The sequence below is a fragment of the Streptomyces sp. NPDC029164 genome (assembly GCF_055563995.1).
The window spans coordinates 1-18,552 of the sequence record NZ_JBVHWW010000015.1 but is presented as its reverse complement, the minus strand read 5'-3'; the positions used below and the strand labels follow the sequence as shown (position 1 = coordinate 18,552).

Genomic DNA, 18,552 nt, shown 5'->3' with positions numbered 1-18,552 from the left:
GCGCCGGCCGGACGCGGCCCCCGGGAATTGCCCGCGGCGCCCCGGACGCTCACGGGCCGGTCCTGCCGAGGGCCGCGACGGCGTCGACCATCTGGTCCCAGAAACGCTCGGTGTCGAGGGATACGGCGACCTGCGCGTTGACCGGCCGGTCCAGGTACCGGTGGAGGTCCACGACGGTGGCCCCGCGCGTGTACCGGCCGTGCAGTTCCACGGTGACGTTCGCCGCCACGCACTCGACGACGGCCGGGTCGATCACGCGGGCCACGGCGACGGGGTCGTGCAGCGGGGGGTGGGGCATGTTCCACAGCCGGCTGTACGTCGACGCGAAGTAGGCCAGCAATCCGGCGCAGATGTCGCCGAGTTCGGTTCCGAGGGCCTCGAAGCGCGCCAGGATCTCGGGCGTGGCCAGCGCCTGGTGGGTGACGTTGAGCCCGCACATGGTCACGGGGACCCCGCTGCGGAAGACGATGTCCGCGGCCTCCGGGTCGGTGTGGATGTTGAACTCGGACGCCGGGGTGCGGTTGCCCCGCTCCGTGGAGCCTCCCATCAGCACGATCTCGCGGATGCGGGCGGCGCTGTCGGGGTAGCGGGTCAGCAGCAGGGCGATGTTGGTCAGCGGGGCGGTGGGGACCAGGGTGACCGGCTCCGGGTGGTCCAGGAGGATCCGGTGGATGAGGTCGACCGCGTGCTCGGGGACCAGGTCGACCGTGGGTTCGGGGAACCGCGGTCCGTCCAGCCCGGACTCGCCGTGCACGTCGTCCGCCACGGCCAGCGGCTGGAGCAGCGGCCGGTCGCACCCGGCGGCGATGGGCACGTCCGTGATCCCGGCGACCGTGCACACCCGGCGGGCGTTGAGGGAGGTCTTCTCCAGCGTCTGGTTGCCGGCGACCGTGGTGATGGCGAGCAGGTCGACCGCCGGGTTCGCCGCCGCCAGCATGATCGCCAGCGCGTCGTCGTGCCCGGGATCGCAGTCGATGATGATCGGGACGGGCACGGGCGGCCTCCTCGTCGGACGGGACCCCTCCAGTCTGCCGTCGGAGGGCCGCTCGGGCGGTCTCTACTTGTCGATGTCCCCGACCACGAAGAAGAGCGAGCCGAGGATCGCCACCATGTCCGCGACGAGCTGCCCCGGCAGCAGTACGGCCAGGGCCTGGATGTTGTTGTACGAGGCGCTGCGCAGCTTCAGCCGGTACGGGGTCTTCTCGCCCTTCGAGACGAGGTAGTAGCCGTTGATGCCGAGCGGGTTCTCGGTCCAGGCGTACGTGTGCCCCTCGGGCGCCTTCAGCACCTTGGGCAGCCGCTGGTTGACCGGCCCCGGCGGCAGCTCCGCCATCCGGTCCAGGCAGGCCACGGCCAGGTCGAGCGCGTTGTGGGTCTGGTCCAGCAGGCACTCGAAGCGGGCCAGGCAGTCGCCCTCGGTGCGGGTGACGACCTTGAGGACGTCCTGCAGCTCGCCGTAGGCCAGGTACGGCTCGTCGCGGCGCAGGTCGAAGTCGACGCCGGAGGCGCGGGCGATCGGGCCGGAGACCCCGTACGCGTGCACCGCCTCGGCGGACAGGACGCCGACGCCGCGCGTGCGGGCGCGGAAGATCTCGTTGCCGCGCACCAGGTCGTCGTAGACATGCATGCGGGTGTTGACGTCGGCGATGGCGGCGCGGGCCCGGCCGAGCCAGCCGGCCGGGAGGTCCTCCTTGAGGCCCCCGACGCGGTTGAACATGTAGTGCATGCGGCCGCCGGAGATCTCCTCCATGACGGCCTGGAGCTCCTCGCGCTCGCGGAACGCGTGGAAGATCGGGGTGATTCCGCCCAGTTCGAGGGGGTACGAGCCGAGGAACATCAGGTGGTTCAGCACCCGGTTCAGCTCGGCGAGCAGGGTCCGCATCCACACGGCCCGCTCGGGGACCTCCATGCCGAGCATCCGCTCGACGGCCATGACCACACCGAGCTCGTTGGAGAACGCGGACAGCCAGTCGTGGCGGTTCGCGAGCATCACGATCTGCCGGTAGTCGCGGGCCTCGAAGAGTTTCTCGGCGCCGCGGTGCATGTAGCCGACCACGGGCTCGGCGCTGACGATCCGCTCGCCGTCCAGGACGAGGCGCAGGCGCAGCACGCCGTGCGTGGAAGGGTGCTGGGGGCCGATGTTGAGCACCATGTCGGTGCTCTCCGCCGCTCCGCCGATGCCGACCGTGGTCTCCGTCATGCGGGCATTGTCTCAGCCCTACGCTTGGTGGATGGATACGGGGACAGAGGGTGAGACGGGCGGGCCCGTGTGGGTGGGGCTGCCGGGCGGGCTGCTCACTCTGCGGCGGCTGCTTCTGGTGATCTGGATGACGGGGTTCGCCGTCGTGTCCGCCGTCGTACTGGGACTGACGGCCGGCCCGTGGTGGGCGGTCCTCGGGGTGGTGTGGCTCGCGGTCCTGGGCTGGGGCTGGGTGCTGCTCGGCCGGAACTGGCGGTCCTGGCGGTACGCCGAGCGGGCGGACGACCTGCTGATCAGCCGCGGGGTGCTGTGGCGGGAGGAGACCGTGGTCCCGTACGGGCGGATGCAGCTGGTCGAGGTCACCTCGGGCCCGCTGGAGCGGCGCTTCGGGCTGGCCTCCCTCCAGCTGCACACGGCCGCGGCGGCCACCGACGCCAAGATCCCGGGCCTGGCGCCGGCCGAGGCGGAGCGGCTGCGCGACCGCCTCACCGCCCTCGGCGAGGCAAGGTCGGCGGGCCTGTGACCGCCGGTCCGGCGGGCGGCGACCCGCTGACCCCCGCTTCCGCCTCCGCCTCCGCCTCCGCCTCCGCCCCCGGCGCCGAGCCCGCCGCAGGCGGACGGCGGCTGCACCCCTTCACGCCGCTGCGCCGCGCCTGGGTGCCGATCGCCGCGACCGTCGGCGTGGTCGCCCAGCAGGGCGACCAGGCCCAGAAATGGGTGGCGGACCTGTCCGTCCTGCTCCGGCTGCTCGCGCTGGCCGGCATCATCCTCGTGTTCGCCGGGTACGGCTTCCTGAGCTGGTGGTTCACCCACTACGCCGTGACCGACACCGAACTGCGCATCCGTACGGGGCTGCTCTTCCGCCGCACCGCGCACATCCGCCTCGACCGCCTCCAGGCCGTGGACGTCACCCGCCCGCTGCTGGCCCGGCTGACCGGCGTCGCCAGCCTGCGCCTCGACGTCATCGGCACCGACGACAAGGACCAGCTCTCCTTCCTCGGCGAGAAGGAGGCCGTCGCCCTGCGCGCCGAACTCCTCGCCCGCGCGGCGGGCTTCGCCCCCGAGGAGGCGGTGCGCCTGGGCGAGGCCCCCGACCGGGAGCTGCTGCGCGTGAGCCCGCGCGAGCTCGCCGTGTCGCTGCTGCTCAGCCTCGGCGTCCTGGGCGCGCTCGCGGCCGGGATCGTCGGGCCGGTGGCCGTGTGGTGGTTCAGCTCCAGCCCGTGGGCGGCCGTCGTCACCCTGCTCCCGCTGCTCGGCGCGGTCTGGGCGGGCACCGCGGGCCGCTTCCTCGCGGAGTACGACTGGCGGGTCGCGGAGTCCCCGGACGGGCTGCGCCTGGACCACGGAATGCTGGACCGGGCCCACGAGACCGTGCCGCCGGGGCGCGTGCAGACCGTACGGATCGTGGAGCCGCTGCTGTGGCGGCGGCGCGACCGGGTCCGCGTGGAGCTGGCCGTGGCGGGCTCGAAGAACGAGGTCCTGGTCCCGGTGGCCTCGCGGGCCGCCGCGTACGCCGTGATCGCCCGGGTGCTGCCCGGGGTGGATCTGGCGGCCCTGGCCTTCTCCGGCTCCCCGCGGGCCGGGTCGCGCTGGGTGGTCCCGGTGTGGTGGAAGGGCTACGCGCTGGCCGTCTCCCCGGAGGTCTTCGCCGCCCGGCACGGCCGCCTGTGCCTCCGTACGGAGATCGTCCCGCACGCCAAGGTGCAGAGCGTCCGGCTCAGCCAGGGCCCGTGGGCCCGCGCCCGCGGCCTCGCCGACGTCCACGTGGACACCGGCGCGAACGGGACGGTGACGGCCCGGCTGCGGGCCGCGGACGAGGCCGCCGCCCTGCTGGCCGCCCAGGCCGTCCGCGCCCGCACCTCCCGCGCCTCGGCCCGCCCGGACCGCTGGATGACGCAGCCGGGCGCGTGAGCCGGGCGCGTGAGCCGGACGAGGGGTCGGCTGCGGCACACGAGGTAACTGTGTGATTACAAGAAGAGCTTATCGGTGACTCCGGGTAGCGAAGGGGGCGACGGATCCTCGACCTGATCCGTCGTCAGCAACCCAAAGGGGCAGCACTGATGAACCCGAACACCTCACGGCTCGTGCGCCTGGCGCGCCTGGCCGCCCCCGCCGCGGCGGCGCTCGCGATGACGATGGCCTTCGCGGGCCCCGCGGCCGCCGATCCCTCGTTCGTGATGCGGTCGGGCGGCGAGGTCCGCTTCGCGGCCCTGCCCGGCGAGCAGAACACCGTGACCTTCAGCATCGGAAGCGGCGGCGTCGTCAACGTCACCGACTCGACGGCCACGATCACGGCCGGCCCCGGCTGCGTCCAGCAGGGACCCAACGCCGTCCGCTGCGGTGTGCTCACCGGGCTGACCCGCATCCAGGCCGCCCTGAGCAACGGGAACGACGTCGCCACCAACAACACCCCGGTGCCGTCCGACATGGACGGCGGATCGGGCGAGGACCGGCTGATCGGAGGCACCGCCGCCGACCGCCTCACCGACTCCGACGGCTGGAACGCCAACACCGGCAGCACCACCACCTTCGAGGGCGGCGGCGGCAACGACACCCTCGTCAGCAAGAACGGCGGCTTCGACCGCATCACCTGCGGGGCGGGCTTCGACATCCTCGTGGCCGACCAGGCGGCCCTCGACACCGTCCCCGCCGGCTCGGGCTGCGAGTTCGTCATCCGCTAGCCGCCCGCACATCGCGGACACGCGTTCCCCTCGGGCCGGGCCACCCGAGGGGGACGTCCGGAGGCGGTGCTAGCCGGCGCCGCCGCCCGCGCGGACCAGGCCCGTCTCGTACGCCAGGACCACCACCTGGACGCGGTCGCGCAGCCCCAGCTTCGTCAGGATGCGGCCCACGTGGGTCTTCACGGTCGCCTCCGACAGGACCAGCCGGGCCGCGATCTCCCCGTTCGACAGCCCCTGGGCCACCAGCAGCATGACCTCGCGCTCGCGCTCCGTCAGCCGCTCGATCTCCTTGTTGCGCGGCTCCTGCGTGGTCGTCGGCAGCATCGGCGCGAAGCGGTCCAGCAGCCGCCGCGTCGTGGACGGGGCGACCACCGCGTCCCCGCTGTGCACCGAGCGGATGGCCGCCAGCAGTTCCGCCGGCGGGACGTCCTTCAGCATGAAGCCGCTCGCCCCGGCCTTCAGGCCCGAGAAGGCGTACTCGTCCAGGTCGAAGGTGGTCAGGATGATGACCTTCGGGTGCTCCTCCGGCTCGCAGATCCGCCGCGTCGCCTCGACACCGTCCAGCCTCGGCATGCGGACGTCCATCAGCACCACGTCCACCTTCGTGGCCCGCAGCACCTCCAGCGCCTCCAGGCCGTCGCCCGCTTCGGCGACGACCTCCATGTCCGGCTGGGCGGCGAGCACCATCCGGAAGCCGGTGCGCAGCAGCACCTGGTCGTCGACCAGCATCACTCGGATGGACATCAGTTACCTCGTCCTCGTCATCTCTTCTTCAGGGGAAGCAGTGCGCTGATCCGGAAGCCGCCGCCCGGACGCGGGCCCGCGTCCAGGGTCCCGCCGACCATACCGATCCGCTCGCGCATGCCGATCAGTCCGTGCCCGGCGCCGTCCGCGCCGCCGTCCTCGTACATTTCGTGGGCCGCGCCCCGCCCGTCGTCCTCGACCAGCAGGCCGAGCCCGTCGTCGAAGTAGACCAGCCGGACGCTGGCCTTCGCCTCCGGGCCGCCGTGCTTGCGGGTGTTGGTCAGCGCCTCCTGCACGATCCGGTACGCCGTCAGCTCGACCCCGCTGGGCAGCCGGCGCGGCGCGCCCTCGACCTCGAAGTCCACCACGAGCCCGGCCGCCCGTACCTGCTCGACCAGGACCTCGATCTGCTCGACGTCGGGCTGCGGCACGTAGTCCTCGGACTCCTGGGGCTCGCCGGTGCGCAGGACGCCCAGCAGCCGGCGCATCTCGGCGAGGGCCTGGCGGCCGGTGCCGGAGATGGTCTGGAGGGCCTCCTTGGCCTGCTCGGGGGCCACGTCCATGACGTACGCCGCCCCGTCCGCCTGGACCACCATCACCGAGACGTTGTGCGCGACGACGTCGTGCAGCTCGCGGGCGATCCGGGCGCGCTCGCCGGCCACGGCCACCTTGGCCTGGGCCTCGCGCTCCTTCTCCAGCCGCGAGTTTCGCTCGATCAGCTGGGCGTAGTAGGCCCGGCGGGTGCGCAGGGAGTCGCCCAGCACCCAGGCCAGCACGAACGGAATGATCATGAAGATGGCGAAGAGGACGTTGTCGACGTCGTTGCTGCCCTTGTCCACGCCGAAGCGGACGAAGTAGAGCGGCGCGGCTGCCAGCCCCCAGCCCAGCGCGGTGCGGGAGACCCAGCGCGGGACCTCGCTCGCGGCGACCGTGTAGAGGATCACGAACATGGCGAGGTCCCACATCCCCGCGATGATCCCCACGGAGAGCTGGAAGACGCCCGCCCCGAGGGTGAGCCAGAACATCGCCTGCGTCCACTTGCGGCGCAGGGCCACGGCCGTGCTCAGCGCGATCACCACCGGGACGGCGGCGAACTTCAGGGGCCGGCTGATGTCGGGCTCGCCCACGACGTTCAGCATCGAGACCCCGAAGAGGAGGACAGCCCAGAAGCTGTCGACGCCCGTCGGGTGTCTGCGGAGGAAGTCGTAGAGGCGCTGCACGTAACCCAGAGTAGGGAACGGTGATAGGTGCTGGAGTCAACCAGAGGTTCGAACCTGGCCTCGGGGGCGTACTCCCGAAGGTGGAGTTGAGCTTAGCCTTTGTGGGGTGAGCACCCAGGGTGGACATCCGACTCCGGTCCGGTGGCGGGACGCGATGGACGCCGCCCTGTACGGGCCCGGCGGCTTCTACGTGCGGCCCGGCGGGCCCGGGCCCGCCGGGCACTTCCGTACCTCGGTGCACGCCTCCGCGCTGTACGCGGGAGCCGTGGCCCGGCTGCTGCGGTGGGTGGACGCGGAGCTCGGGCATCCGCAGGGGCTGGACCTGGTCGACGTGGGGGCCGGGCGCGGGGAGCTGCTGGCCGGGGTGCTGGCCGTGCTGGAGCCGGAGACGGCCGCGCGGGTGCGTCCGTACGCCGTGGAGCGGGCGGAGCGGCCCGCGGGGCTCGACCCGCGGATCCGCTGGGTCGCGGCACCGCCCGAGGGGACGACGGGGCTGCTGTTCGCCAACGAGTGGCTGGACAACGTGCCGCTGGAGATCGCGGAGGAAGGGCGCTACGTCCTGGTCGCCCCCGACGGTACGGAGAGCCGCGGCGGCCCGCTCGACGACGCGGACCGGGCCTGGCTGGAGCGGTGGTGGCCGGGCGCCGGCGGGGCGGAGGGCGGCCGGGCCGAGATCGGGCGGGCGCGCGACGAGGCCTGGGCGGCGGCCGTGGCGAGCCTGGAGCGGGGGCTGGCGGTGGCGGTGGACTACGGCCACACCCGGGACGCGAGGCCGCCGTACGGCACGTTGACCGGCTTCCGGGCGGGCCGGGAGGTGCCGCCCGTCCCGGACGGCAGCTGCGACGTCACCGCGCACGTGGCGCTGGACTCCTGCGCGGCGCCGGGTGCGGTCCTGCTGACCCAGCGCGAGGCGCTGACGGGACTCGGGGTCTCGGGGGCCCGCCCCGCGCTGGGGCTGGCCTCGACCGATCCGGTGGCGTACGTGCGGGGGCTGGCGGCTGCCGGGGAAGCCGCCGAGCTGACCGCACGCGGCGGGCTCGGCGACTTCCTGTGGCTCTGCCAGCCGGTCGGGATCCGGGCGTGGGGTGGGGCGGGCGGCTGAGGCGGACCTGCGGCGCCGTTGCCGGGGCGCTGCCCCGGACCCTCCCCCGGACTCCGTCCGGGGGACCCTCCCACCTCAAACGCCGGCGGGGCCGGAAGTGGCGGCGCCGGACGTCAGGCGCGGCCGGTGATCAGCCGCGCCTGACGGTTCGGGGTTGGGACGGTTACTGGTTGACCTCGTCGTGGCCCTCGTGGAGGCCGCCGCCGCTGCCCGAGCCGTTGGTCGGCGTCGAGACGACCGGCTTCGACAGCGGGGCCAGGTCGTGCGCGTAGTGGCCGACCGCGTCCGCGATGACGTCGACGTTGATGTCGAGCGCCTTCTGGTCGATGTTCGTGATGTCGTCACCCTTGCCGTGGTAGTTCACGTCGTAGGCGACGCCCGCCTGGCCGCCGAACTTCGCGGCCTGCTCCGCGGTCTTGATGCCCTCGGCGCCGGTGAAGGTGCCGCCGGAGGGGATGCCGACCTCGATGAACGGGCCGTAGTCCGAGCGGCCGGAGAAGTCCGTGCCCTCGTGCGGGATCTTCTTGGAGTCGAGGAAGTCGGTGATCCCCTTCTCCAGCTGGGCGGAGCCGGCCGGGCCGGGGCCCGCGCCGGTGGCGTCCGAGTCGTCGCCGTCGTAGACGAAGTACGCGGAGTTCGGCGAGGCGATCATGTCGAAGTTCAGGTAGAGCTTGATCTGCTTCTTCTGCTCGTCCGTCAGCCCGGCGACGTACGCCTCCGAGCCGAGCAGGCCGAACTCCTCCGCCGACCACCAGGCGAACTTGACCTTGTTCTTGACCTTCTTCTGCTCGCTCGCGAGCCGCTGGGCGACCTGGAGGATGCCCGCCGAGCCGGAGCCGTTGTCGTTGATGCCCGGGCCGGCCGCGACCGAGTCGAGGTGCGCGCCGAGGAAGACGGTGTTGTTCTCGTCGCCGCCCTTGGTCTCGGCGATCACGTTGAACGTCTTGCGGTTCTCGCGCAGCTCGCGGATGTCGAGGGTGACCTCGACCGGGCCGGCGGCGGCCTCGGCGGCGAGCTTCTCGCCGTCCTCCCGGGTGATGCCGCCCGTCGGGACCTTGCCCAGCGTCGGGTCGCCGAGGGTGCCGTTCAGGGCGCCCGCGGTGTTGTTGTAGATGATCGCGCCGACCGCGCCGGCGGCCGCCGCGTTCTGCTGCTTCACCGCGAAGGTGCAGCCGCCGCGCTTGACCAGGGCGATCTTGCCGGTGAAGGTGCCGGAGGCGAAGTCGCCGGGCTCGCAGCCGTTCGTCCCGTCCGCGTCGACCGGGGCGACGGCGACCGGGGCCGTCACACCACCCTCCGGGGAGTTCGCCGTGTAGGTCATCAGGTGGATCGGTACGTCGCGCTCGTTCGCGCCGCCCACCGTCAGCTTCTCCTCGATGGTCTCGACGTAGACGAAGTCGAACTCGTTGCGGGTGACCGTGTATCCGGCCGCCTTCATCACGGCCTCGATGTACTTGGCCGACTGCTCGTGGCCCTTGGAGCCGGCCGCACGGTTGCCGTTGTTGTAGTCGGCCAGGGACTGCAGCACCTTGAGGTGGTTGTAGGCGCCCTTTCCGGTCGCGTCCTTGACCAGCTTCCTGGCGAGCGCGTCACCGCGGGCGGCGTCGCTCTGCGGGCTCCCGGTGGCTCCGGCCGGTCCGGCGAGCAGCAGCGGTGAGACGAGGGCCGCTGCGGCGAGGGCGGCGGTTGCTGCGGCTATACGGCGTGAGGGCATGAAGGTCCTTCCACGACAAAAGGCGAGCAGGGCGGGCGAAACTGGGCACAGCAGGGCACAGCAAGGCACGGCGTGGTGGTGCGTGGTGCGACTGAAACGCAGAAGCGGTGTGCGTCAGGAGGGGAAACAGTGAGCGCACGTTAGACAGCAAGTGGCCATCAAGGCCAGAGTTTTCGCTGTTTTCGGTTCATGAATTCCGTATATCGGTGACTCTGCGCCGATCGAATCCGGCCAACCGTCCGCCGGTTCCGCCTAGCGCAGGACGCCCTCGATGAAGTCGGATCCGATGCGGGCGACCGCCCTCAGGTCCAACTGGTGCTGGGCGTAGCGGCCTTGCCGTCGCGTGTGCATCAGGCCGGCCTTCTTCAGGACGGCCAGATGCCGTGACACCTCCGGCGCGGTGATCCCGTACACGGTCGCCAGCTCGCTCGTCGTGTACGGGGCCCGCGCCAGACTCCGGCACAGCAGCATCCGCATGGGGTGGGCCAGTGCCTCCATCCGCCGCTGGAGCAGCTCCACCGAGCCCGGCGCGGAGACCGGTTCGGGGGTGCCGAGCGGATAGTGGACCACCGGCCGCCAGCCCGGAGCGTGCCCCACGAGCAGGTGCGGCCAGCCGAAGTTGGTCGGCACGAAGACGAGGCCGCCGCCTATTCGGGGGTCGGTCGCGGTCGTCGCCCCGTGGACCATCTTGTCGACGGTGATGGTGGTGAGGCCCTCGTCGACGCTGAGCGCCGCCGAGACCTCCCTTAGCGCGGCCGGCAGCCCCTTGCGGCGCAGCAGTTCGGCCTTGTGCCGGGTGTCGGCGCTCTGCCCCGGCTCCACGCGCTTCCAGGTCTCCGCGAAGAAGGCCTCGTCGCAGTCCTCCAGGAGCCGGCGCATCCACACCCGTACGCCGGCGGTGTCGTCCAGCAGGCGTACGGAGAACTCCAGCTGGTGGGGGCCGCGGGCGGCGGCCACCTCCAGCGCCTTGGCCCGGGCCGCCGGGTTCGTGAGCGGGGACGGGCCGCCGCCCTCGTTGTAGAGCGCCAGCCAGCAGTGCTCCAGGGCGGCCATCACGAACTGCTCGTCGTCCAGCCGGTCGAGTACGTCGAGCTCCTCGGCCAGGGTCCCGGCGGGCACCCCGGTCCCGCCGGTGATCCCGGCGAAGGCCATGAAGATGTCGGAGAAGGAGCTCCGCCACATGAACTCGCCCTCCAGCAGCCGGTCCGCGAGGCACGGATCGAGCGAGGCGGCGGTGGCCGTGGTCCAGGAGGTGAGCGCGGGGTGATGGGCGGGCTGGGAGAGCGCGTGCAGCGCCATGCAGAGCTCCGCGAGCGGGGAGGGCGCGAAGGTGATCCGCTCTGCGGGGAGTCCGGCGATGTCGATGGTGACGCTCATCAGGCCATTCTGTCGTCCCGCTCACCGAGGGTGGCGCCGGGTGGACCGTCCGGCGCCGCCGTACGAGTGGCCGCGGGCGGTCCGGCGCGGCGGCCGGACGAGTGATCGTTTGCCGGTGGGGCGGCCGCGGGGAGCCGTCGATTGACGGGGAACGTCAACTGTCGTGCGCGGTGCCGCCGACGGGGTGAGGGTAGAGCTATGAGCGCGATCGAGCAGTACCTCATAGACACCTGGCGGGCCTCCCAGCACGGGGAGCCGATGCCCCCGCCGCCCGGCCGCGACGACGTCGCCGTCCTGCGCGAGATCCGGTCGTACGAGCAGGTCAAGGCCGTGGTGGAGGGCCGCCCGGCCGGCCACCCCTGGCGCGCTGCCCTGCGGCGGATGTTGAGCCGGCCGCGCGCGTGCTGAACCGCCACCGGCTGGTGGACCCCGCGACCGCGCCGGGCCCGGGCCGGGCGCCAGTTGGCTGCGCCGCTCGGGCGGGGTGGGGGCCGGTTGTGCCGGGGTCGGGCGCGCGCCGGGGTGTCTCCTCGGGCGCCGAACGTGGCGGGGGGTCGGAGAGCGGAGCCTTGTTGTGTTCGGCGCCCTGCGGGGATCACCCCGGCACACACCCGACCCCAGCCCAACCGGCCCAGTTGCTACCCGAGCCCTGCGACCTTGCCGCAGCCTCGCCGCACAAGCCAGCCCCTCCGGCGTTTGAGGAGCGGGGTCTGGGGCGGAGCCCCAGCGGGTAACCGGGTCAGTCGAAGTTCGGGGCGTTGCGTTCGTAGACCAGTCGCAGTCCGATCAGCGTCAGCCACGGTTCGTGGTCGTCGATCACCGAGGACTCGCCCAGCACCATCGGCGCCAGGCCGCCCGTCGCGATGACGCGGACGTCGTCCGGGTCGCCGTTCGGGCCGGCCAGTTCCTTCGCCATCCGGGCCACGACCCCGTCGACCTGGCCCGCGAACCCGTAGACCACGCCCGACTGCATCGCCTCGACCGTGGACTTGCCGATCACGTTCCGCGGGCGGGCCAGCTCGATCTTGCGGAGCTGGGCGCCCCGTACGCCGAGCGCCTCCATCGAGATCTCGATGCCCGGGGAGATCACCCCGCCCACGTACTCGCCCTTCGCGGACACCGCGTCGAAGGTGGTCGCCGTACCGAAGTCGACCACGATCGCCGGGCCCCCGTAGAGCTCGACCGCCGCGACCGCGTTGATGATGCGGTCCGCGCCGACCTCCTTCGGGTTGTCCATGAGGATGGGGACGCCCGTCTTGATGCCGGGTTCGACGAGGACCGCCGGGACGTCGCCGTAGTAGCGGCGGGTGACCTCGCGCAGCTCGTGCAGGACCGACGGCACCGTCGAGCAGATCGCGATGCCGTGGATGCCGTCGCCCAGCTCGTTGCCGAGCATCGGGTGCATGCCCATCAGGCCCTGCATCAGCACGGCCATCTCGTCGGCCGTGCGCCTCGGGTCGGTCGAGATGCGCCAGTGCTCGACGATCTCGTCACCGTCGAACAGGCCCAGGACCGTGTGGGTGTTGCCTACGTCGATGGTGAGGAGCACGGGTTACACCGCCTCGCGCAGATCGAGGCCGATGTCCAGGATCGGCGAGGAGTGGGTCAGCCCGCCGACGGCCAGGTAGTCCACGCCGGTCTCCGCGTACGCCCGGGCGGTGTCCAGGGAGAGGCGGCCCGAGGACTCCAGCACCGCGCGCCCGGCCACCAGGGCCACGGCCTCGGCGGTCTGCGCGACCGTGAAGTTGTCCAGCAGGATCAGGTCGGCGCCGGCCTCCAGGACCTCGCCGATCTGCTCCAGGGTGTCGACCTCGACCTCGATCGGGAGCTCCGGGAAGGCATCCCGCACGGCCTTGAAGGCCTCCGCGACCCCGCCCGCCGCCACCACGTGGTTGTCCTTGACCAGCGCGGCGTCCGACAGCGACATCCGGTGGTTGACGCCGCCGCCGCAGCGCACCGCGTACTTCTCCAGCGCGCGCAGGCCCGGGGTGGTCTTGCGGGTGTCGCGGACCTTCGCCCCGGTGCCCTCCAGTACGTCCGCCCAGCGGCGGGTGGCCGTCGCGATGCCGGACAGCCGGCACAGGATGTTCAGCGCGCTGCGCTCCGCCGTGAGCAGGTCGCGGGTGCGCGAGCGTACGGAGAGCAGGACCTCCCCGGCCTTGACCGTGTCGCCGTCCTCCGCGTGGCGCTCCACCTCGAAGGCCTCCGTGCACACCACGGAGAACACGGCCTCGGCGATCCGCAGACCGGCCACGACGCCGTTCTCGCGGGCGACGAAGTCGGCGATCGCCTCGGCCTCCTCGGGCACCGTGGCGACGGTGGTGACGTCCACGCCGCCGTCCAGGTCCTCGGAGAGCGCCATGTGCGCGATGTCCTCGACCTCGATGGGGTCCAGGCCCGCGTCGGCCAGCAGCTGGGCCAGCGCCGGGTCCAGGCCGCTCTCCTCGCCGTCACCGCAGGCGCAGTCGTCGCCGCAGCCGCCGTCGTTCTGGTCGATCAGGGGAAGTTCGGGGGTGCTCACGGTCACTGCTCCAGGCTCGGGGTGCTCAGGGGGTGCACGGACGGGAAGTCCGCGGAGTCGGTGGGTACGACGACCAGGGCCCGTTTCTCGGTCGCCGAGAGCCGGACGACGAGATGACGCCGCCAGTCGGCATCGTCGCGGTCCGGGTGGTCCTCGCGCCAGTGGCAGCCGCGGGTCTCCTCGCGCCGCTGCGCGGCGGCGACGAGGACCCGTGCCACGCACAGCAGGTTCGTGGCCTCCCAGGTGTCCACGCCCGGCTCGGCGGTCTTGCCGTGGGCCTCGAGGTCGTTCAGGGCGGTCGCGTCCAGGGCTTCGAGGGCCTCGGCCGCCGTGGCCAGCGAGGCGGCGGAGCGGAGCACGCCCGCGCCCTCCGTCATGATCCGCTGGATCTCGTGGCGGGCCGCGGCGGGCTGCAGCGGGCCGGTCGCCGGGACCGGGACGACCGGGCCGTTGCCGCCGAAGCGCCGCGCGGCGATGTCGTCGGCGATCCGCTCGGCGAAGACCAGGCCCTCCAGCAGCGAGTTGGAGGCGAGCCGGTTCGCGCCGTGCACGCCGGTGCAGGCGACCTCACCGCAGGCGTACAGGCCGCGGACGGTGGTCCGGCCGTGCAGGTCGGTCCGTACGCCGCCGGACGCGTAGTGCGCGGCGGGCGCGACCGGGATCGGCTCGGTCACCGGGTCGATGCCGTGCGAGCGGCAGGCGGCGAGGATCGTCGGGAAGCGCTGCTCCCACATCTCGGCGCCGAAGTGCCGGGCGTCCAGGTACATGTGCTGCGCGCCCTGCTCCTGCATGCGGCGCATGATGCCCTTGGCGACGATGTCGCGCGGGGCCAGTTCGGCGAGCTCGTGCTGGCCGACCATGAAGCGGACGCCGTCCGCGTCGACGAGGTACGCGCCCTCCCCGCGGACCGCCTCCGAGACCAGTGGCTGCTGCCCCTCGGCGTCCGGGCCGAGGAACAGCACCGTCGGGTGGAACTGCACGAACTCCAGGTCGGAGACCTCGGCGCCGGCGCGCAGGGCGAGCGCCACGCCGTCACCGGTGGACACCGACGGGTTGGTGGTGGCCGAGAAGACCTGGCCCATGCCGCCGGTCGCGAGGATCACGGCGGGTGCGTGGACGGCGCCGACGCCGTCGTGCTGGCCCTCGCCCATCACGTGCAGCGTGACTCCGGCCGTACGGCCCCGCCCGTCGTGCAGCAGGTCCAGTACGAGGGCGTTCTCGACGGTCTCGATGCCCGCGGCCTGGACCGCCTCGACGAGGGCCCGGGAGATCTCGGCGCCGGTGGCGTCGCCGCCCGCGTGCGCGATGCGCCGCCGGTGGTGGCCGCCCTCGCGGGTCAGTTCTATCTCCCCGGTCTCCGCGGAGGTGTCGAAGACCGCGCCGGTGGCCATCAACCGCCGTACCGCGTCCGGGCCTTCGGTGACGAGCAGCCGTACGGCCTCCTCGTCGCACAGGCCCGCGCCCGCGACCAGGGTGTCGTCGAGGTGCTGCTCGGGGGTGTCGCCGTCGCCGAGGGCCGCGGCGATGCCGCCCTGGGCCCAGCGGGTGGAGCCGTCGTCGAGCCGGGCCTTGGTGACCACGACGGTCCGGCGGCCCGCGGCGGCGCAGCGCAGCGCGGCGGTCAGGCCCGCCACACCGGAACCGACGACCACGACATCGGCGTCGAGGGACCAGCCGGGGGCGGGCGCGTGCAGGCGTATGCCGGTGCCCGCGGCGGTGTCTGCGCCGTCGCTGCCTGCGGGGCCTCTGCCTGGGGTGCTCACGAGTGTGCTCCGAATTCCAATGGGATGTTGTCGATCAGCCGGGTCGCGCCCACCTTCGCGGCGACGGCCAGCACGGCCTGTCCGGTGAAGCCGGGACCGGCCTCGGTGAAGTCCTGCGGGTCCACCAGCGCCAGGTAGTCCAGGTCGAGCGGCGGCTCGTGGCGGCCCGCCTCCTCCAGGACGTGCAGCGCGGCGGCCCGTACGGCGTCCGGCAGGCCGCCGCCCGCGGCCGAGACGGCGTGCGCGTCGGCGGAGGCACGGATCTCGCCCAGCCGGGCCAGGGCGGTGGCCCGCTCGTCGCTGGCCGGGGAGGCCTCGGCGCGGGCGCGCAGCGCCGCCTGCGCGGCGAGCCGGTCCTGCCCGGCGAACAGGGCGCGGGACAGGGCCAGGGCGGTGTGCCGCTCGGCGGGGGAGAGGAAGCGGTTGCGGGACGACAGGGCGAGCCCGTCCTCCTCGCGGACGGTCGGTACGCCGGCCACCTCGACGGGGAAGTTCAGGTCGGTCACCATCCGCCGGATCAGCGCCAGTTGCTGGGCGTCCTTCTGGCCGAAGAGGGCCAGGTCGGGGCGGGTGAGGTGGAGCAGCTTGGCGACGACGGTCAGCATTCCGTCGAAGTGGCCGGGGCGGGTGGCCCCTTCGAGGCGCTCGCCCATCGGCCCGGCGGTGATCCGCACCTGCGGGTCGCCGCCGGGGTAGACCTCGTCGACGGCCGGGGCGAACACCGCGTCGGCGCCCGCCCCTTCGGCGATCAGCAGATCGGCGTCGAGGGTGCGCGGATAGCGGTCGAGGTCCTCGTTCGCCCCGAACTGCAGCGGGTTGACGAAGACGGTGACCACGACCTGGCCGCCCGGCCCGGCCTGTTCGCGGGCGGTACGGATCAGGGTGGCGTGGCCCTCGTGCAGGGCGCCCATGGTCATCACCACGGCCCGCCGGCCGGCGCGCGCCAGTCCGTGCAGCTCCTCGGCGGTGTGCAGCAGCTGGGTCACTGGTGGCCCCCGTCGGCGTCCGTGTCGGCGAGCACGCCGAGCAGGTCCTCGGCGAGTTCGGGCTTGAGCAGACCGTGCGCGAGGGCCCGGTCGGCGGTGGTGCGGGCCATCGCCAGGTACCCGGCGACCGCGGCCGGCGCGTGCCTGCGCAGCTCCGAGACGTGCGCGGCGACCGTACCGGCGTCTCCGCGGGCCACCGGGCCGGTCAGGGCGCCGTCGCCGGAGCGCAGGGCGTTGTCGAGGGCCGCGCCGAGCAGCGGGCCGAGCATCCGGTCGGGGTGCTCGACCCCGGCCTTGCCCAGCAGCTCCATCGACTGGGCGACCAGCGTGACCAGGTGGTTCGCGCCGAGGGCGAGGGCCGCGTGGTAGAGCGGACGGTTCTCCTCCGCGATCCACTCGGGCTCCCCGCCCATCTCGATGACCAGGGCCTCGGCGGCCAGCCGCAGCTCCTCGGGGGCGGTGACGCCGAAGGAGCAGCCGGCCAGGCGCTGCACGTCGACCTCGGTGCCGGTGAAGGTCATCGCGGGGTGCAGGGCCAGCGGCAGGGCGCCCGCGCGGCGCGCCGGGTCGAGCACGGCGGTCCCGTACCGGCCCGAGGTGTGCACGACGAGCTGGCCGGGCCGGATCGCGCCGGTCTCGGCCAGGCCCTCCACCAGGGAGGGCAGCACGTCGTCGGGGACGGTGAGGAGCACCAGCTCGGCCCGCTCCAGCACCTGCGCGGGCGGCACGAGCGGCACGTCGGGCAGCATCCGCGCGGCCCGGCGCACGGACGCGTCGGACACTCCGGAGACGGCGACGGGCCGGTGGCCGGCCTGCTGGAGCGCGCGCGCCAGCGCCGGACCGACCCGACCGGCTCCGACGACGCCGACGGCGAGCCGGGCAGGGCGTGGCTGCTGTGAGGGATTCACGCGGGGAGGGCCTTCCGTTCCAGTCCGCGGGGGGTACCGGACGATACGCCGCCATGCTAGCTCCTGGGGCAATTGGCCGGACGGCGACGACGTGGGTGAGGATCGGGCTCCATGAGCGACGACAGTGACGACACGGAACGTACGAAGCGGCAGGTGGCGGCCTGGCGCGGAGCGGAGCGCAGGCTGTCGCGCAGCCTGCTCGAACCCACGGTGGGGGAGCTGCTCGCCTCGCTCGCCGAAGCCCCGTACGCCATGGACGGACCGGCCGACGTGTACGGCGACGGGGTCGTCGAGACGCTGGAACGCCGGGTCGCGGAGCTGCTCGGCACGCAGGACGCGGCGTTCTTCCCCAGCGGGACGATGGCCCAGCAGATCGCGCTGCGCTGCTGGGCGGGCCGCACCGGGAACCCGGTGGTGGCCCTGCACCCGATGAGCCATCCGGAGCGGTGGGAGGGCGACGCGCTGTCGACCGTCTCCGGGCTGCGGGTGGTGCACCCGACGACGGAGGCCCGCCAGCCGACGCCCGCGGAGGTCGCGGCGGTCCGGGAGCCCTTCGGCACGCTGATGCTGGAGCTGCCGCTGCGGGACGCCGGTTTCCTCCTGCCCACCTGGGAGGAGCTGCGGGCGCTGGTCGAGGCGGCCCGCGAGCGGGAGGCGGTGGTCCACTTCGACGGGGCCCGCCTGTGGGAGTCCACCGTCCGCTTCGGGCGCCCGCTGCCGGAGATCGCCGGGCTCGCGGATTCGGTGTACGTCTCCTTCTACAAGTCGCTGGGCGGCCTCAGCGGGGCCTGCCTGGCCGGGTCGCGGGAGTTCGTGGAGGAGGCCCGCGTCTGGCGCCACCGGTACGGCGGCCAGATCTTCCGGCAGTTCCCGCAGGCCCTGTCCGCGCTGGCCGGACTGGAACGGGAACTGCCCCGGCTGCCGTCGTACGTGGCCCAGGCGCGGATGGTGGCGGGGGCGCTGCGCTCGGCGTTCGACGAGGCGGAGGTCCCGTGGGCCCGGATCCACCCGGAGGAGCCGCACACGCACCAGTTCCAGGTGTGGCTGCCGTACGAGGCGGACCGCCTGACGGAGGCGGGCCTGCGGCTGGCGGAGGAGACGGGTACGGTCCTCTTCCGCCGGTGGTCCCCCGACGGCCCGCCGGGTCTGGCGGTGACGGAACTGGAGATCACCGAGCCGGGCCTGTCCTGGACGGAGTCCGACGTGAGGCGGGCCGCCGCCGACTTCGTGGCGCGGCTCTAGGGGGTGGGGGGGGGGGGGGGGGGGGGGGGGGGGGGGGGGGGGGGGGGGGGGGGGGGGGGGGGGGGGGGGGGGGGGGGGGGGGGGGGGGGGGGGG

17 protein-coding genes are annotated in these 18,552 nt (G+C 73.4%); 6 read left to right on the top strand and 11 right to left on the bottom strand.

What is annotated here, in order from left to right; all coding sequences use genetic code 11:
* Nucleotides 1-49: 49 nt before the first annotated feature.
* Both ACZ4VT_RS16230 and ACZ4VT_RS16225 read right to left on the bottom strand, forming a co-directional pair.
* Nucleotides 50-994, bottom strand: coding sequence for a nucleoside hydrolase (locus ACZ4VT_RS16230; RefSeq protein WP_467950110.1), 945 nt, complete (start codon nucleotides 992-994; stop codon nucleotides 50-52).
* 63 nt (nucleotides 995-1,057) lie between these two features.
* Nucleotides 1,058-2,200: an NADH-quinone oxidoreductase subunit D gene (locus ACZ4VT_RS16225; protein ID WP_390785311.1), complete on the bottom strand. Its 1,143-nt coding sequence runs from the start codon at nucleotides 2,198-2,200 to the stop codon at nucleotides 1,058-1,060.
* A gap of 31 nt (nucleotides 2,201-2,231) precedes the next feature.
* Here ACZ4VT_RS16225 and ACZ4VT_RS16220 point away from each other — a divergent pair, with 31 nt between their 5' ends.
* From ACZ4VT_RS16220 to ACZ4VT_RS16210, 3 genes are all read left to right on the top strand, one after another.
* A complete protein-coding gene (locus ACZ4VT_RS16220) occupies nucleotides 2,232-2,723 on the top strand; it encodes a PH domain-containing protein (RefSeq protein WP_467950108.1) in 492 nt (163 codons plus the stop codon).
* Nucleotides 2,720-4,111 (top strand): PH domain-containing protein, encoded by a 1,392-nt coding sequence (locus ACZ4VT_RS16215; RefSeq protein ID WP_467950106.1) that lies wholly within the window; start codon nucleotides 2,720-2,722, stop codon nucleotides 4,109-4,111. Before ACZ4VT_RS16220 ends, ACZ4VT_RS16215 begins: the two co-directional genes overlap by 4 nt.
* Before the next feature lie 149 nt (nucleotides 4,112-4,260).
* Nucleotides 4,261-4,881, top strand: coding sequence for a hypothetical protein (locus ACZ4VT_RS16210; RefSeq protein ID WP_467950104.1), 621 nt, complete (start codon nucleotides 4,261-4,263; stop codon nucleotides 4,879-4,881).
* A 69-nt stretch (nucleotides 4,882-4,950) separates the two neighbouring features.
* On the opposite strand, the gene ACZ4VT_RS16205 is transcribed toward ACZ4VT_RS16210, so the two are convergent.
* Together ACZ4VT_RS16205 and ACZ4VT_RS16200 are read right to left on the bottom strand one after the other, a co-directional pair.
* Nucleotides 4,951-5,625 (bottom strand): response regulator, encoded by a 675-nt coding sequence (locus ACZ4VT_RS16205; RefSeq protein ID WP_467950102.1) that lies wholly within the window; start codon nucleotides 5,623-5,625, stop codon nucleotides 4,951-4,953.
* 17 nt (nucleotides 5,626-5,642) lie between these two features.
* Nucleotides 5,643-6,845 carry a sensor histidine kinase gene (locus ACZ4VT_RS16200; RefSeq protein ID WP_467950101.1) on the bottom strand — a complete coding sequence of 401 codons (1,203 nt, stop codon included), beginning with the start codon at nucleotides 6,843-6,845 and terminating at the stop codon, nucleotides 5,643-5,645.
* Between the two features lie 154 nt (nucleotides 6,846-6,999).
* On the opposite strand from ACZ4VT_RS16200, the gene ACZ4VT_RS16195 reads away from it, so the two are divergent.
* Nucleotides 7,000-7,947, top strand: coding sequence for an SAM-dependent methyltransferase (locus ACZ4VT_RS16195; protein WP_467950329.1), 948 nt, complete (start codon nucleotides 7,000-7,002; stop codon nucleotides 7,945-7,947).
* A 163-nt stretch (nucleotides 7,948-8,110) separates the two neighbouring features.
* On the opposite strand, the gene ACZ4VT_RS16190 is transcribed toward ACZ4VT_RS16195, so the two are convergent.
* Complete coding sequence (locus ACZ4VT_RS16190) at nucleotides 8,111-9,661, bottom strand: M28 family metallopeptidase (RefSeq protein WP_467950100.1); 1,551 nt, start codon at nucleotides 9,659-9,661, stop codon at nucleotides 8,111-8,113.
* 252 nt (nucleotides 9,662-9,913) lie between these two features.
* The gene (locus tag ACZ4VT_RS16185; protein ID WP_467950098.1) at nucleotides 9,914-11,038 is read right to left on the bottom strand and encodes a DUF5937 family protein; all 1,125 of its coding nucleotides are present in this window, start codon (nucleotides 11,036-11,038) and stop codon (nucleotides 9,914-9,916) included.
* Between the two features lie 198 nt (nucleotides 11,039-11,236).
* Between ACZ4VT_RS16185 and ACZ4VT_RS16180 the strand changes: the two genes are divergently transcribed.
* Nucleotides 11,237-11,446, top strand: coding sequence for a hypothetical protein (locus ACZ4VT_RS16180; protein WP_467950097.1), 210 nt, complete (start codon nucleotides 11,237-11,239; stop codon nucleotides 11,444-11,446).
* A 331-nt stretch (nucleotides 11,447-11,777) separates the two neighbouring features.
* Here the strand turns inward: ACZ4VT_RS16180 and ACZ4VT_RS16175 are convergent, their stop codons facing one another.
* Genes ACZ4VT_RS16175 through ACZ4VT_RS16155 form a run of 5 tightly spaced genes read right to left on the bottom strand, consistent with a single transcriptional unit; the run spans nucleotide 11,778 to nucleotide 17,216 of the window.
* The gene (locus ACZ4VT_RS16175; protein WP_467950095.1) at nucleotides 11,778-12,587 is read right to left on the bottom strand and encodes a type III pantothenate kinase; all 810 of its coding nucleotides are present in this window, start codon (nucleotides 12,585-12,587) and stop codon (nucleotides 11,778-11,780) included.
* 3 nt (nucleotides 12,588-12,590) lie between these two features.
* Nucleotides 12,591-13,559, bottom strand: coding sequence for a carboxylating nicotinate-nucleotide diphosphorylase (nadC, locus tag ACZ4VT_RS16170; RefSeq protein WP_467950327.1), 969 nt, complete (start codon nucleotides 13,557-13,559; stop codon nucleotides 12,591-12,593).
* Between the two features lie 2 nt (nucleotides 13,560-13,561).
* Entirely contained in the window at nucleotides 13,562-15,322 is a 1,761-nt protein-coding gene (locus tag ACZ4VT_RS16165; protein WP_467950093.1) for an L-aspartate oxidase, read from the bottom strand.
* The gene (gene panC, locus ACZ4VT_RS16160) at nucleotides 15,319-16,308 is read right to left on the bottom strand and encodes a pantoate--beta-alanine ligase (protein ID WP_467950091.1); all 990 of its coding nucleotides are present in this window, start codon (nucleotides 16,306-16,308) and stop codon (nucleotides 15,319-15,321) included. The genes ACZ4VT_RS16165 and panC overlap by 4 nt, the downstream gene beginning before the upstream one ends.
* Nucleotides 16,305-17,216, bottom strand: a complete 912-nt coding sequence (locus tag ACZ4VT_RS16155) for a Rossmann-like and DUF2520 domain-containing protein (RefSeq protein ID WP_362801363.1) — start codon at nucleotides 17,214-17,216, stop codon at nucleotides 16,305-16,307. Before ACZ4VT_RS16155 ends, panC begins: the two co-directional genes overlap by 4 nt.
* A gap of 111 nt (nucleotides 17,217-17,327) precedes the next feature.
* On the opposite strand from ACZ4VT_RS16155, the gene ACZ4VT_RS16150 reads away from it, so the two are divergent.
* The gene (locus ACZ4VT_RS16150) at nucleotides 17,328-18,458 is read left to right on the top strand and encodes a threonine aldolase family protein (protein WP_467950089.1); all 1,131 of its coding nucleotides are present in this window, start codon (nucleotides 17,328-17,330) and stop codon (nucleotides 18,456-18,458) included.
* Nucleotides 18,459-18,552: the final 94 nt, after the last annotated feature.